We start from the raw sequence: 14,511 nt of genomic DNA on the forward strand, positions 1-14,511 counted from the left end.
GCGCTTATTACACGTATTCCACTTTTACTTTTTTAAAAAATTTATGCACCAGAATTTTTACAATTCGTTTTACTACAAATTTTCTTAATTCCAGTTCCAGTGGTTGTTCCGGATCCTGGTGTGCCCAGTTGATACGTGTACCCACAATTATATCAATACTATCGTGTTGAAGTAAAAGTTTAACAACCTGCTCCGGCGGACTATCCTGTAGTTTTGTGTCGCTGTTGTAATTTTCCAGAATATCTTCAACTTTTCCCAGAGTCAAAATTCCTTCAGTAACCATTTCAAAACCTGCCATTGTTGCCGACGGTGGCAATGCTGCCGCTTTTTTTTCACCGTGCTGGATGTTTACTTCAAGATTTAATTCACGGGCAATAATTTCGGCTGTTGTACCCCCGCAAATAATTTTTTTGCCTTTAAATCCCTGAACGCGTCCAACAAAATCGTAGTCTTTAATCTTGTAAAACGGAGGGCCTGTAATGAGCATAAATTTTCGGGGTTCTCTAAAATAAATCACACCACAGGTTGTATCATCTTTCACCGAAAAGTTGTCATTCATTACTGCCTGGTTTAGTATTTTTCGCGAAAGTTTTGTTGCCGAGATATCCGGCATCCGGCCTACCTGATTTAAGATAAAATTTTCAATTTTTTCCATTCCCCATCCCAGCGGGAAACGATTGTTCCCCAGCCCCGACTGAGGAACTCCATCAGACATAAATATAATCCTGTCTTCTTTAAAAGCTTTAAATTCACGACAACGTAACAATTTTCCCAAATTTGCTTCTCCACGGATTTTTAATTCATATTCTTTAGGTTGAAATAATTTCCCGTTCCGAAGAATTAAAATGGTCGGATTATCATAATTAATTATTCTTACATATCCCTCAGGGTCAATTTCAATGATGGTAAATGTGGCATAGTTTTCCTTTCCGTCGTTACTTTTAGGAAGGGCTTCCATAATAATCCTGGCTGCAACTTCGGGTTTGGTATGTAGTTTTGTATATTTTAAAGCCATGGTTGCGGTAAGTGTGCCAAGTACATTTGCCTTGATCCCATGACCAATTCCATCGCTTAAAACCAAAATTGTACGACTCTCTTCTTTGGTAATACTCGATTCGAGAACATCGCCGCAGGCAATCTCACCTTTTGGCTTTTTTTGCTGAACATCAATTTCTACGTGGTAGCCCGGGTTATTCGTCGTCACCATATCTGTGCGATTCAATAATTGAGTTTAAAAGTTCTTCTGTCTCTGCTGCATTTTCGCCTAACAATCGGGCGATTTTTTGTACTGTTTCTATATTCTGGATTTTTATCCGCTGTGCCCGGTTTATAATCTCATCGCGTACCAGCATTGGCGCGGACATGTCGCGGATAACGGCACCTACAACTTTTTGTTTATAAAGAGTTACAACAGAAACATGCAGCAATTTATTCTGAAATTTAATATCGCGCTCCAGGATTTCTTCTCCTGATGAGAGGATACTGGACATCATTTTAAAAATTACTTCAGGTACCAGGACGCTTACATCAGCCCCTTTTAAGCCCGGAATCGTTTCAAACAATTCGGTGGTTTCTTCGCCCATTAGTTGCGCAAAGCTAACGTTCGAATCTACTACCTTGTGGTTATCGTCCATCATTAAAATACCTACGTTAATTTTATGCAACATGTGTGACGAAACTTCCATCGATTCCTGTGCTTTTTTCAGACGGGTTTCTGTCCGTTTCAATTCGGTTATATCGTTAATCGAGCCTACAATACCTATAACTTTATCATCATTGTCGTGTATCACGGCTTTGTTAAAAATGACGTTATGAATGGTTCCGTCGGAATGTTTAATTTGATTTTCATACACTTGTACACCTGTTGATTCAAGCAATTCTTTGTCGCGACGTGAATAAATATCAGCCATTTCCCTGGAATGAATATCGTACACGGACTTTCCAACTATTTGCTCGCGAAGGCGACCAATAAATTTTTCATGAGCTTTGTTACAAGCCTGGTAAACTCCATTTAAATCTCTGTAGAAAATAGGGATGGGGAGCGCATCAATAATTTTCTGGTGAAATTCCGGGTCATCAATATTATTGGTCAAAAATGATTTTTTGTCGTAGATCATATTTTGGTTTTTCGAAATTTGGAATGTGAAAATTAACAAATAAAGCCTTTATTTCAATTCATTTTAAATCTATTTGAAAACAGTTTTTTATGATGAAAAGCTGATTATTTGAATTTTTGTTCGTTTATCTTTGTTTGAAGAACAAATATTTCTCAAAAATAAAACCATTAAAATTCAACTGTGAAAATTAGTGATATTCAAAAATTAACTGAAGCCCGAATCGTTGCCGGCGACTTGCTGACAGAAAAAAATATAAAAAAGGCATTTAGTTCAGATTTAATGAGTGATGTTTTAACGCTTGATGAGGAAGATATTTTGCTGATAACGGGCCTTGCAAATGTGCAGTTGCTTCGCACCGCTGAAATGGCAGATATTCACGTTGTTTTACTTGCCAGAAATAAAAAGGCTTCACCGGAAATGATACAGCTGGCCAAAGAAAATAAGATTGTTTTACTTGAAACCCCGTTTTCGATTTTCAGAGCAAGTGGGGTGTTATTCTCAAACGGAATAAAACCGGTGTATTAATGGAACTTGTTTTTGAAATAGAAGGAGGCGATTTTACAAGTGCCGGAAATGCATCGAGTAAAATCAAAAAAGTGTTGAAACAATTAAATATTGATTCAAAAACAATAAAACGAATTGTAATTGCTGTTTACGAGGCGGAGGTAAATATCGTAGCTCATGCTAAAAAAGGGATCCTGAAAGCCTCGATAGGTAGCCATTTTATTGAAGTAAAACTAACTGATAAGGGGCCGGGAATTGAGGATGTGGAAAAAGCAATGGAAGCTGGTTTTTCAACCGCCTCAAAACAGGTGCGTGAAATGGGGTTTGGAGCAGGCATGGGACTGCCTAACATAAAAAAAAATGTTGATGAACTGGATATTGTAAGTGAGGTTGGCAAAGGTACACTTGTAAAGTTTAAAAATTATTTTTGATGGAAACGGCTCAAAAATATCATGCAATAAAAGTTGACGAACAGAAATGTTTTGGATGTACACATTGTATGAAAGCATGTCCAACCGAAGCAATTCGTATCGTAAACGGGGTAGCCTCTATTCGCCCGGAGAGATGTGTGGATTGCGGCAACTGTTTACGCGCATGTCCGGCCAAAGCATTTTATGTGGAACAGGATGATTTGCTGAATATTTTTGATTACAACTACCGTGTTGCACTTTTTCCGTCGGTTTTAATCGGGCAGTTTCCTGAAAAACATTCGGAGGACCAGATTTACCAGGCAATTTTGGAATTGGGGTTTACTCATATTTACGAAGTAGAACAACCTATCCGTTGGCTTTCGGAGGAAATAAAGAAGAAAACCGGCAGAAATCGGGAGCATCCGGTAATTTCTTCATTTTGTCCGGCAGTTGTACGCCTGATACAATCAAAATATCCATCGCTGGCTGAGAATATAATTCCATTAAAAGCTCCCCACGATTTAGCCGCAAATTTTGCGATTGTAGAATTAAAAGCAAAAGGGGCAAATGAAGATGAAATCGGTATTTTTTATATCAGTCCTTGTTCTGCAAAGATGGCCGCAGTGAACCAGCCGCTTGGAGAGAAAAAATCGGTTGTAAACGGAACCATAAACATGAAGGATTTGTACAACCGGATAATGAAAATAATTTCAAAAGGCAAAACGGAGGATTTCTCTCCCTTGCGAAAAAATCTTAGTCGCGACGGAATTTTGTGGAGTTTGCCCCGCGGGGAATCCAAACAGTTTAAAAGCAGAGCCATGTCTATCGACGGAATTCATAACGTGGTAAAATTTTTGGAACGCCTGGAAAACGAAGAGATTACCGGTCTTGACTATCTCGAATTAAAGTCATGCAGCCAGGGATGTGCCGGGGGGATTTTATTAACAGGAAATCGGTTTCTTACTTCGGAACGTTTGCAAAAGCGCGCTTTGCGATATCCGTCAGCATCAAAAACCGAGGTGCCGGATGTTGGCAAGACGATTGTTCAGAAAAAGTTGCAGGCAGATAAAATAGAAGCAAAAAGCGTTTTTGTATTGCATGAGGATCGGGTAAAAGCATTGGATCGGATGCAAAAGGCAGGCAAAATTCTTTGTCAGCTCCCGGGTATTGATTGTGGAGCTTGCGGGGCACCTAACTGCCACGCCCTTGCAGAAGACATGGTTCAGGGGAATGCTAAAATGACAGACTGTATCTTTTTGCAAAAGAGATATATAAATGAAAATAAATTATCGGTTGAAAAAGGATTTAAAAGCCTTGAAAAAATATGGGGACAAAAACGTTTTGATGCCGATTGTAATAAAAAAGGCGGACGAAATGAAGGTTTCTGATTTGGTTGAAAAGTTTAATCTAATAGTATTTTCAGGTAATAATGGCCTTGAAAATGAAATATCCGGAGGTTATGTTTCCGATTTGTTGAGTGATGTAATGGGAAATGCCGGCGAAGGCGAAGTCTGGATTACACTCCAAACCCATCAAAATGTATTGGCCATCGCGTCATTAAAGGACCTGCCAGCAGTAATTTTGGTAAAAGGATTTGAACCCGAAGCTGAAACATTAAACAAAAGCAACGAAGAGGGAATTCCCATATTAGGGACCCGTTGGGGAACGTTTGAAACCGCAGGGAAACTTTATAATTTTCTTCAGGAAGATTAATCAATTCTCAGAACAAGTTTGTTTTGGTTTTATAATCTTCAATTAAAAAGAAAATGGCAAAAATAAAACTTTATATTGCACAAAGTTTGAATTCAAAAATCGCTTTGGCCGATGGAAGCGTAGAGTGGCTGGAATCAATCCCAAATCCTGAAAATACAGATCATGGTTATGCTGAATTTCTTGATTCTGTTGGAATAACAATCATGGGGAACAGCACATACAAACAACTAATTAGTTGGGATATAGAATTCCCCTACAAAACAAAAACAAACTATGTTTTTACACGAAATCCAGAAGTTCAAAACACAAAATATGTAACTTTTGTGAAAGAACATCATGTTGATTTTGTGCAAAGTTTAAGGGAAAAATCGAAGCGCGATATTTGGCTAATTGGCGGTGGACAGCTGAATACCTGGTTTTTAAACGAGAAATTAATTGACGAGATTTATGTTTTTATTATGCCCATTGTTGTTCCGGGGGGAATTGAGTTGTTTGAAGCTATTCCCCGGGAAACACGACTTGAGCTGACATATTCAAAAGTTTATAAAAGCGGAGTTACTGAACTGCGTTACAAAATAACGCGGTAACTGTTTTCAAAGAATTACAAAATGCAAATATTCAGGGCCGATTTACATATACATACACTTTTATCGCCCTGCGCCGATTTGGAAATGTCGCCCGGAAACATTGTAAAAAGGGCAAAAGAAACGGGGCTTCAGATTATCGGAATCACTGATCATAACTCTACAAAACAAGCGCCGTTGGTAAAAAAGCTGGCTGAAAGAGAGGGAATCTTTGTGCTTACCGGTGCTGAAGTTACAACAAAAGAAGAGGTACATTGCCTCGTGTTTTTTGAAAAAGAAAAGGAACTTGAAACCTTTCAACAGTTTATCGATTTAAACATAACCAAAATTCCAAACAAGGAAGATTATTTCGGCTATCAGCCATTAATTGATGAAGAAGAAAATATTTTGGAGATGATTCCCTATTATCTTCCTGCTGCGCTAAAAGTTGGAATCGATGAAATTCAAAATCTGGTTTCCGGTTTAAACGGCCTTTTTATTCCCGCCCATATCGACCGATCTGCAAATGGGATTATAAGCCAATTGGGATTTATTCCTGAGAATTTAAAATATGATGCTTTAGGTGTTTCAAAACATACTTCGGTAAATTATGTTCGAAAACATTATGTTATAGAAAACAAAAAGACCCTTATACGCAATTCCGATGCCCATTATTTGGAACAAATTGGCGAAATTTACACCAATTTTATAATTGAAAAACCCGATTTTTCAGAAATTAAAATGGCTCTGAATCAGAAAAATAACCGATTTGTTCAAATAAGATGAAAACCATATCTGAACATATCCTTGATATCGTTCAAAATTCGGTCAGGGCAAAGGCTACATTGATTGAAATCATAGTTGATGAGGATAAAAAAAATGACATTTACACTTTGATAATTCGGGACAACGGCTGCGGTATGGATGAGCAGACATTACAACAGGCAACCGAACCGTTCTTTACATCCAGAAATACCCGGAAAGTTGGGATGGGGCTGTCGCTGCTAAAACAAAATGCAGAACAATGTGGCGGAAAACTTGAGCTGAAATCGAAAGAGGGGGTGGGAACGGAAATAAAAGCTGTTTTTCAGTTATCAAATATTGACAGGCCACCGTTGGGAGATGTGTGGAATTCTTACTATCTCACTTTGTTGAGTTACAGGAAAGTAGAATTGAAATACACACATAAAACCGCTAAAAGTATTTTTGAAATTTCATCTGATGATATTATCAAAATGCTTGACGGAATGCCTCTAACCAACAAAGAAATAAAAAATGGAATTATCGAACTGATAAAAAACAATTTAACAGATATAAAAGCAAGCTGATAAAAAACAACCAATACAACTATGACTAAAATAAAATCACTGGCTGATCTCAAAAAAATCAGAGATGAGGTACAGTCCAAGATCAAACTACGGGAGAATAGCGATCATCCCGAACAAACTGTACAGATTAAAGTGGGAATGGCAACGTGCGGAATTGCATCGGGGGCCAAAGAAACCATGAATTATTTTGTGGAAGAATTGGAACAACAGGCTATTGATGCCGTTGTTACGCAAACCGGATGCATGGGATATTGTTACGCCGAGCCAACGGTGGAAATAACGTTGCCCGGAAAAGAACCGGTGGTTTTTGGTTACGTAAATAAATCAAAAGCTGAAGAAATTATCGAAGTCTACATCAAACGTGGCAAGCTGGTAGATGGCATTATTCCGGTAAATTTTAAAACCATTGATGAATAAAAACCTTCAACTAAATTTATTATGAGCGATTATAAAATGCACCTTCTCATTTGCAGCGGAACAGGTTGTAAAGCGTCGGAAAGTGAAGATATTATAAATTCATTTACTTCTTTAATTGATGAGTTTGGGCTGGAAGACGAAGTGCAAATTGTACGCACCGGATGTTTTGGTTTTTGCGAGAAAGGCCCCATTGTAAAGGTATTGCCCGATAATACTTTTTATGTGAGAGTAAGCCCCGGGGATACTGAAGAAATTTTAAAAGAGCATATAGTAAAAGGACGTACAGTTCAGCGTTTATTGTATACCGATCCGGTAACCAACGAAAATATAAGTGATTCCAAAGGAATTGAGTTTTACAAAAAGCAAATCAGGATTGCCTTACGAAATTGTGGTTTTATCAATCCGGAAAATATTGAAGAGTACATAGCCCGGGATGGTTACATGGCGCTTGGAAAGTGTCTGGCCGAATTCACTCCGGAAGAAACCATTCAGGAAATAAAGGAATCAGGATTACGTGGTCGTGGAGGTGGAGGGTTTCCAACCGGATTAAAATGGGAAATTACGCGAAAATCGGAGGCCGACCAAAAATATGTAGTTTGTAATGCTGATGAAGGTGATCCTGGTGCATTTATGGATCGGTCAATTCTGGAAGGCGATCCGCATTCTGTTTTGGAAGCCATGGCTATCTGCGGATATTGTATAGGTGCAGACAAAGGTTTGGTTTATATCCGCGCAGAATATCCGTTGGCAATTGAGCGTTTAAAAACAGCAATAAAACAAGCCCGCGAATACGGTTTGTTGGGTAATGATATTATGGGCACAAGGTTCAATTTTGATATTGAACTGCGTTATGGTGCAGGCGCATTTGTTTGTGGAGAAGAAACAGCGCTTATTCATTCAATGGAAGGTTTACGTGGTGAACCTACTTTTAAACCGCCGTTTCCTTCTGTTTCGGGATATATGGGGAAACCAACCAACGTAAATAATGTGGAAACCTTTGCTAATATTCCTGTTATATTAAATAAAGGAGCCAACTGGTTTAATAAAATAGGTACTGAAAAATCAAAAGGAACCAAAGTTTTTGCATTAGCCGGAAAAATCAACAATGTTGGCTTAATTGAAGTTCCGATGGGCACCACATTGCGTGAAGTGATTTACGATATTGGTGGCGGTATAAAAAACGGAAAAGAATTTAAATCGGTGCAAACCGGAGGCCCTTCCGGTGGGTGTTTAACAAAAGATTTTCTGGATACACCAATCGATTATGATAATTTGATTGCTGCTGGATCGATGATGGGATCAGGAGGAATGATTGTAATGGATGAGGACGATTGTATGGTTTCCATTGCGCGTTTTTATCTCGAATTTACATTGGAGGAATCGTGTGGAAAATGTACTCCCTGTCGTGTCGGCAACAAACGTCTGCACGAAATTCTTGACAAAATAACAAAAGGAAAAGGAGAAGTAGAAGACATTGAACGTCTAAGGGTTTTGAGTTCAGTTATTAAGGATGCGTCACTTTGTGGACTGGGACAATCATCTCCCAACCCGGTACTTTCAACCATTGCAAATTTTGAAAATGAATATTTGGCGCATGTTAATGACGGAAAATGCCCGGCAGGGCAATGTAAGGCTCTTTTGAAATATGAAATTGCAGAAGATTTATGTACAGGTTGTACTCTATGTTTCCGAAACTGCCCGGTTGGAGCAATTACAGGTGAGCGCAGGCAACCTCATTTTATTGACCAGTCTATCTGTATTAAATGTGGTGTTTGTTTTGAAAAATGTAAATTCGATGCGATAACCCTAACATAATCAAGTAAAAAGAATACAATGGATACAATAAATCTGACAATTGATAATAAATCGATAGTTGTAAAAAGTGGAACTACAATTTTAGAGGCAGCGTCAGGAATTGGCGTGCATGTTCCCACCTTGTGTCACATGAAACTGCATGATTTAAATATTGAAAATAAACCCGGTGGCTGCCGGGTTTGCGTAGTGGAAGTTGAAGGACGCCGGAATCTTGCTCCGGCTTGCTGCACCGAAGTAGCTGAAGGAATGGTAGTAAATACCCATTCGATCCGGGCTATCAACGCTCGCCGCACAGTGATGGAACTGATCCTTTCCGACCACCCCGCTGACTGTCTGATATGTGCAAAGTCGGGCAATTGTGAGTTGCAGGACATGGCACATCAACTGGGTATTCGTGAAATTCATTACCAGGGGGAACAGTCACATTATCGGGAAGATACTTCCCCTGCAATTATTCGTGAAGTGGACAAATGTATAATGTGCCGCCGTTGCGAAATGATGTGTAATGAAGTACAAACGGTAGGGGTACTTTCGGCTATTAACCGTGGTTTTAATTCTGTTGTTTCGCCGGCTTTTGAAATGAACCTCGACCATTCGGTTTGCACGTATTGCGGACAATGCGTTGCCGTTTGCCCAACCGGTGCGTTAACCGAAGTAGATGAAACAGGAAATGTAATCCGCGCTTTGTCCGATCCCTCGAAAACTGTAATTGTTCAGACTGCCCCGGCTGTTCGTGCAGCTCTTGGTGAAGAATTTGGAATGGAAGCCGGAACATTGGTTACAGGTAAACTCGTTGCTTCCTTAAAACAGCTTGGATTCGATTATGTTTTTGATACCGATTTTGCAGCTGACCTCACCATCATGGAAGAAGGTACCGAGTTGTTAAACCGTTTGTCAAAACATTTATCTGGCGATAAAGATGTGAAATTGCCAATTTTGACATCGTGTTGTCCGGCGTGGGTGAAGTTTTTTGAGCATCAGTTTCCTGAAATGAAAGATATCCCGTCTACAGCGCGTTCACCGCAGCAAATGTTTGGCTCTATTGCGAAAACTTATTTTGCTGATAAACTGGGTATTAACAGAGAAGATTTGGTTGTAGTGTCAATAATGCCATGTGTGGCTAAAAAATATGAATGTGGTCGCGAAGAATTTAAAACCAATGATAACCCTGATGTTGACTATGCATTGACCACACGTGAACTGGCTGCCCTGATAAAAATTTCAAACATCGATTTCAGAACACTCCCCAATGAAACATTTGATAATCCGCTTGGAGAATCAACAGGAGCCGCGGTAATCTTCGGAACAACAGGAGGAGTGATCGAAGCCGCAGTCAGAACTGCTTATGAGATTCATACAAAAAAAGAGCTTCCCCGGATTGATTTTGCAGAATTACGCGGAATGGAGGGGATTCGGAAAGCAACCATAGATTTTGATGGATTACCCTTAAAAATTGGAATTGCCCATGGTTTGGGAAATGCCCGCAAACTACTTGAAGACATTCAGGCCGGTAAAAGTGAGTTTCATGCTATTGAAATAATGAGTTGTCCGGGGGGGTGTATTGGTGGTGGCGGCCAGCCCTATCATCATGGAAATGCAGAAGTGCTGAAAAAGAGACAGATGGCCATTTACCAGGAAGATAAAAACAAAGCAATTCGTAAATCACATGAAAATCCGCATATCATTGAATTGTATAAGGAATTTTTGGGAGAACCGATGAGTGAAAAAGCGCATCATTTGTTGCATACCGAGTATTTCGATCGAACTGAATAGCGATTTTAATGATTGCTATTGACTAAATTATTTGAATGAAAATGTTAAAAACAACATAAAATGCCAAAAATAAAATTAGCAGAAAATACAATACAACTGATAAAAGATACTTGCGCTGAATTTGGAAATAAGGAAAGTGAATTGATTAATGTTTTACACCAGGTGCAGCACAAGTTAGGATATCTTCCGGCTGAAGTTCAGGAAGTGATTGCCAAAGAATTAAAAACATCGGTAGCAAAAGTGTATGGAGTCGTTACTTTTTACAGTTTTTTTACGATGATTCCACACGGCGAAAATCCGATTTCAATTTGTATGGGAACAGCATGTTATGTTCGTGGTGCAGAGCAGGTCTTGGCTGAATTTAAGCGTCAGTTAAAAGTAGAAGTCGGGGAGTCAACCAGCGACGGGAAATTTTCGATAAATTGTTTACGTTGTGTGGGTGCGTGTGGTTTAGCTCCGGTTGTTACTGTCGGCGAAAAAGTGTATGGCCGTGTTGCTCCGAGCGAAGTAAAAAAGATTATTGCTGAATATCGCGAAGGGTGTGCAGATGATGATGCCAAATCAGCATAAAGAAGTGACGGGATTCTTAGTTTAGAAAAAATTCTGCCACTTTTCAAATTTTATGATTCTAACAAGTGATTTTTATTCATCATGGTTGAAATATTTATCTTTTTTCAAAATTGAACTTACCTTTTATCTTGCCAAATGAATCAACCAGTTACGTTTCGTTGCTTTTTTATTTTGAAAGATCATTTCAGCGACAAACGTTTGAGTAAATCATTTCGGCAACTTTCAGCGAGAAAAGTATCGTTGATTGCTTTTTCAAAGTTTTCTTTTTCCTTTTCAAATTCAGAAGTATAAAGAAGTTTATACACTTTTTGAATGGAAAGCGAATCCTTTTTTTCAATAAGAACAATTTCGTCACCGGTTTTCACTTCGCCTTTTTGAAGTACACGGACATAAACGCCTGCAAAACCGGACCCGACAAATTGTTTTACCATTTTTTGAGTCCCAAAACGGATGCCCAGCTTGTAACAGGGCTGGCGTGGTTGAGTTGCCTGAACCACAACTTCACCTATTTTGAAAGTATCGCCAATATTTACTTCTGCCTCATGCAAACCTTCAACTGTAAGATTTTCACCAAACATTCCCCAGGGCATTTTTAATTCCGGGTAGAATTTTTGCCAATAGTCGTAATGGTTGGCAGAATATAGGTAACATGCTTTGTCTGTGCCTCCATGATATCTGCGGTCAATAACATGATCATTTTTAACATCTTCTTCTCCCAGAAAAATAGGGTGGGGAACCGAATATTTGTAGATGCCGGTTTTTATTTGTTTGCCACGCCACTCAATTATTTTGGGTTCTCCAATATTTGTCGATATTATTTTCATGAGAGTATTGGGATGTAAATTACATTGTTTTTTCCACACTCATACTAATTTCTCAAATCTGTCTTAAGCAATTTTTCGCTCCTTTTTTATGTTTTCGTAGGCTTGATTTACCTTCTGGAATTTCTCGTTGGCAGCTCTCTGGAAATCGTCGCCGAGATGGCTAACTTTATCCGGGTGATATTTCATAGCCATACGGCGATATGCTTTTTTGAGTTCATCGTTACTGGCCGAGCGTTCAATTTCCAGAATTTTATAATCAGCATCTGTGTTCGGAACAAACATTGCTTCAATTGACTGGTAGTCACTGTCGTTGATGCCCATATATCTGCTGATTTGGGCAATCATTTGTTTCTCTGCAACATCAACCTGTCCATCGGCCTGTGCAATACCATATAAAAAATGCAGGAGTTGCAGTCTGGCCGAATAATTCATGTTTTGCTGAATTTGGCGGCAAACTTCGTTTACCGGAATGGTTTGTTTTAAAATATCGCGAAGCATTTTTACAGATTCTGTCGCTGAAGCTTCGCCAAAATTCTGTACCATAAACCTTTTTACATAATCCAGTTCCGATTTCAAAACTTTTCCATCGGCTTTCATAACAGCAGCCACTAAAACGAGCAAACTCATCACATAACCCCCGGTAGTTGTTCTGCCCGAATATCCGGTGGTTCTTCCTGCTGTAAATCCGGGGCTTCCGCTCTGTTGCATTTGTTCAGCGCTTCCATCAAAAATTGAACCTACAACAAATCCAAAAATTGCTCCAATTGGTCCGCCAACAGCCCATCCAAGGCCTCCACCTATCCATTTACCAAATTTTGCCATATTTTTTTAATTTTTTATCTATTTCAATAATCTCAGGGATTATTAAACGTTTGTTGTCATTTATAATTTCAATACTTGCCAGTTTTCTTTTTTCTTCGTCTGTCCATTGTCTGTTCATCCTTTCCAAAACCTGCGCTTCAGAAACCGCATCTCTTTTTTTTACTCTTTCTATTCTCTGTCTTTTTTCCGCTGAAACCAAAATATTAAAATCCATCATTTTATAAAATCCGCTTTCAAAAAGTATAGCAGCCTCATGAATTATATATTTGTGGTTTTGTTTGTCAACCCAATCATTAAATTTTTCCCGAACAACAGGATGAACCATTTTATTCATTTTTTCAAGCTGAATATTATCATTGAAAATAATGTTGGCAAGTTTTTTTCGGTTAACGCTTCCATTGTCCATATAAATCCCCTCTCCAAAAAGGTGAATGAGTCCTGATTTAATTTGCGAATCTGAATCAAGGAGTTGTTTTGCTACTACGTCAGCTTCGAAAACGGGAACACCTAAAAGTTTAAAAATGTTACAAATGGTCGATTTGCCACTTCCTATTCCGCCAGTAATTCCTACTTTTATTGTCATCCTTAAATCTTTAGTCGGTTTCTATTAAATACTCAACTGTTTGAGGTGAAATTCTAAGTATTTCAATAAAAGTTGGCTCGTGTTCGGTTTTTACCCCGATATTTTCAACATTCGTTTTTATCGAATTGTAATCAACGGTTATAACAAAATCAGAAGACGTAACATTCTCAAATTCGCTTAGTCCAACAAGAAATGAAAGTGTAACTTCCGACGGGAATAATTTTATTTTTACATTATCCGGCTTGTTTTTAATTTGTATAGGCACTTTTAACTCTTTTTCAGTAAATTTTTCAACCGGTATTCTTAATGTAACTTTTTCAGGTTTTATACTGGTTTTTTCGGGGTGTTTTACCGCAACTACTTTTTCCATATCTGTGTCCAGCCTTTCATACAATTTAAACTCGGTTTCAAGGTATTGAATCGAGTCTAAAAGTATTGCGGGTCCGGTTACTGATACTGTTTCGGGCAAAATTGAAACGGGGTCTTTTAAATTGAACTGCGGTTTAAAATTCAGTTCAGCATTCATTCTCACCGGAACTGATTTGGTTTTTAAACTGTCGAGAACGACAATAAAGTTGTCGGGCCGGATATTGGTTACGGAAATCTCGTTGCTAATCTGATCTGAAACAATATTGATTAGATCCGCAGAACGGATTGAGTATCTGTCTGCAACCGGATCCAAGTCGCGTGTGATTTGAGTAAGATTAATAACAATGGGAGAAAAGGAAAGACTTAATTTATGACGCAATAAGGTAAATCCGTGTGCGTCAACCTGTAATTCAAATTTTGGTGGCAATTTATTTGAAACAAACTGATTAGAGGGTGGACTAACAAATTTTACAGGATAAGAAACCGTAGTGGTGTAATCTTTACTTAAGGCATTTAAGAACCAGAGTGCAGTTGCGATTAAAAGGCAAATCAGAAAAACAACAATTTGTTTATCATCTTTTAATCTTTCAATTTTGAAGTATCCTGTAATTTCTGATAATCTTATTTTCATACGAGTAGCAAAATTAACCAATTAAACTAAAATGTTATAATGGTTTTTTATAATCGTTACATGCAAAACGCG

17 protein-coding genes are annotated in these 14,511 nt (G+C 38.5%); 11 read left to right on the top strand and 6 right to left on the bottom strand.

Going from position 1 to position 14,511, the window contains the following annotated elements; all coding sequences use genetic code 11:
• Nucleotides 1-7: 7 nt before the first annotated feature.
• The gene (locus tag GM418_RS18930; protein WP_158868810.1) at nucleotides 8-1,207 is read right to left on the bottom strand and encodes a SpoIIE family protein phosphatase; all 1,200 of its coding nucleotides are present in this window, start codon (nucleotides 1,205-1,207) and stop codon (nucleotides 8-10) included.
• A complete protein-coding gene (locus tag GM418_RS18935; RefSeq protein ID WP_158868811.1) occupies nucleotides 1,191-2,117 on the bottom strand; it encodes a PAS domain-containing protein in 927 nt (308 codons plus the stop codon). Before GM418_RS18935 ends, GM418_RS18930 begins: the two co-directional genes overlap by 17 nt.
• 180 nt (nucleotides 2,118-2,297) lie before the next feature.
• On the opposite strand from GM418_RS18935, the gene GM418_RS18940 reads away from it, so the two are divergent.
• Genes GM418_RS18940 through GM418_RS18990 form a run of 11 tightly spaced genes read left to right on the top strand, consistent with a single transcriptional unit; the run spans nucleotide 2,298 to nucleotide 11,210 of the window.
• Complete coding sequence (locus GM418_RS18940; protein WP_158868812.1) at nucleotides 2,298-2,642, top strand: hypothetical protein; 345 nt, start codon at nucleotides 2,298-2,300, stop codon at nucleotides 2,640-2,642.
• The gene (locus GM418_RS18945) at nucleotides 2,642-3,052 is read left to right on the top strand and encodes an ATP-binding protein (protein WP_158868813.1); all 411 of its coding nucleotides are present in this window, start codon (nucleotides 2,642-2,644) and stop codon (nucleotides 3,050-3,052) included. Before GM418_RS18940 ends, GM418_RS18945 begins: the two co-directional genes overlap by 1 nt.
• Complete coding sequence (locus GM418_RS18950; RefSeq protein WP_158868814.1) at nucleotides 3,052-4,419, top strand: [Fe-Fe] hydrogenase large subunit C-terminal domain-containing protein; 1,368 nt, start codon at nucleotides 3,052-3,054, stop codon at nucleotides 4,417-4,419. The genes GM418_RS18945 and GM418_RS18950 overlap by 1 nt, the downstream gene beginning before the upstream one ends.
• Nucleotides 4,406-4,744 (top strand): DRTGG domain-containing protein, encoded by a 339-nt coding sequence (locus GM418_RS18955; protein WP_158868815.1) that lies wholly within the window; start codon nucleotides 4,406-4,408, stop codon nucleotides 4,742-4,744. The genes GM418_RS18950 and GM418_RS18955 overlap by 14 nt, the downstream gene beginning before the upstream one ends.
• A gap of 53 nt (nucleotides 4,745-4,797) precedes the next feature.
• A complete protein-coding gene (locus GM418_RS18960) occupies nucleotides 4,798-5,331 on the top strand; it encodes a dihydrofolate reductase family protein (RefSeq protein ID WP_158868816.1) in 534 nt (177 codons plus the stop codon).
• A gap of 21 nt (nucleotides 5,332-5,352) precedes the next feature.
• Nucleotides 5,353-6,093 (top strand): PHP domain-containing protein, encoded by a 741-nt coding sequence (locus GM418_RS18965; RefSeq protein ID WP_158868817.1) that lies wholly within the window; start codon nucleotides 5,353-5,355, stop codon nucleotides 6,091-6,093.
• Nucleotides 6,090-6,635 carry an ATP-binding protein gene (locus GM418_RS18970; RefSeq protein WP_158868818.1) on the top strand — a complete coding sequence of 182 codons (546 nt, stop codon included), beginning with the start codon at nucleotides 6,090-6,092 and terminating at the stop codon, nucleotides 6,633-6,635. The genes GM418_RS18965 and GM418_RS18970 overlap by 4 nt, the downstream gene beginning before the upstream one ends.
• A 21-nt stretch (nucleotides 6,636-6,656) precedes the next feature.
• Nucleotides 6,657-7,052: a (2Fe-2S) ferredoxin domain-containing protein gene (locus GM418_RS18975; RefSeq protein ID WP_158868819.1), complete on the top strand. Its 396-nt coding sequence runs from the start codon at nucleotides 6,657-6,659 to the stop codon at nucleotides 7,050-7,052.
• 21 nt (nucleotides 7,053-7,073) lie between these two features.
• Nucleotides 7,074-8,867: an NADH-quinone oxidoreductase subunit NuoF gene (locus GM418_RS18980; RefSeq protein WP_158868820.1), complete on the top strand. Its 1,794-nt coding sequence runs from the start codon at nucleotides 7,074-7,076 to the stop codon at nucleotides 8,865-8,867.
• Nucleotides 8,868-8,885: 18 nt separating this feature from the next.
• The gene (locus GM418_RS18985) at nucleotides 8,886-10,640 is read left to right on the top strand and encodes an NADH-dependent [FeFe] hydrogenase, group A6 (RefSeq protein ID WP_158868821.1); all 1,755 of its coding nucleotides are present in this window, start codon (nucleotides 8,886-8,888) and stop codon (nucleotides 10,638-10,640) included.
• 60 nt (nucleotides 10,641-10,700) lie between these two features.
• Nucleotides 10,701-11,210, top strand: a complete 510-nt coding sequence (locus GM418_RS18990) for an NADH-quinone oxidoreductase subunit NuoE family protein (protein ID WP_158868822.1) — start codon at nucleotides 10,701-10,703, stop codon at nucleotides 11,208-11,210.
• Nucleotides 11,211-11,389: 179 nt separating this feature from the next.
• Here the strand turns inward: GM418_RS18990 and GM418_RS18995 are convergent, their stop codons facing one another.
• The 4 genes from GM418_RS18995 to GM418_RS19010 form a co-directional block, all read right to left on the bottom strand.
• The gene (locus GM418_RS18995; protein WP_158868823.1) at nucleotides 11,390-12,034 is read right to left on the bottom strand and encodes an MOSC domain-containing protein; all 645 of its coding nucleotides are present in this window, start codon (nucleotides 12,032-12,034) and stop codon (nucleotides 11,390-11,392) included.
• 63 nt (nucleotides 12,035-12,097) lie between these two features.
• Complete coding sequence (locus GM418_RS19000) at nucleotides 12,098-12,856, bottom strand: TerB family tellurite resistance protein (protein WP_158868824.1); 759 nt, start codon at nucleotides 12,854-12,856, stop codon at nucleotides 12,098-12,100.
• Entirely contained in the window at nucleotides 12,840-13,439 is a 600-nt protein-coding gene (gene coaE, locus GM418_RS19005; RefSeq protein WP_217447525.1) for a dephospho-CoA kinase, read from the bottom strand. The genes GM418_RS19000 and coaE overlap by 17 nt, the downstream gene beginning before the upstream one ends.
• Before the next feature lie 10 nt (nucleotides 13,440-13,449).
• Complete coding sequence (locus GM418_RS19010) at nucleotides 13,450-14,439, bottom strand: YbbR-like domain-containing protein (protein WP_158868825.1); 990 nt, start codon at nucleotides 14,437-14,439, stop codon at nucleotides 13,450-13,452.
• Nucleotides 14,440-14,511 lie beyond the last annotated feature (72 nt).

Source organism: Maribellus comscasis (genome assembly GCF_009762775.1).
Taxonomy (GTDB): Bacteria; Bacteroidota; Bacteroidia; order Bacteroidales; family Prolixibacteraceae; genus Draconibacterium; species Draconibacterium comscasis.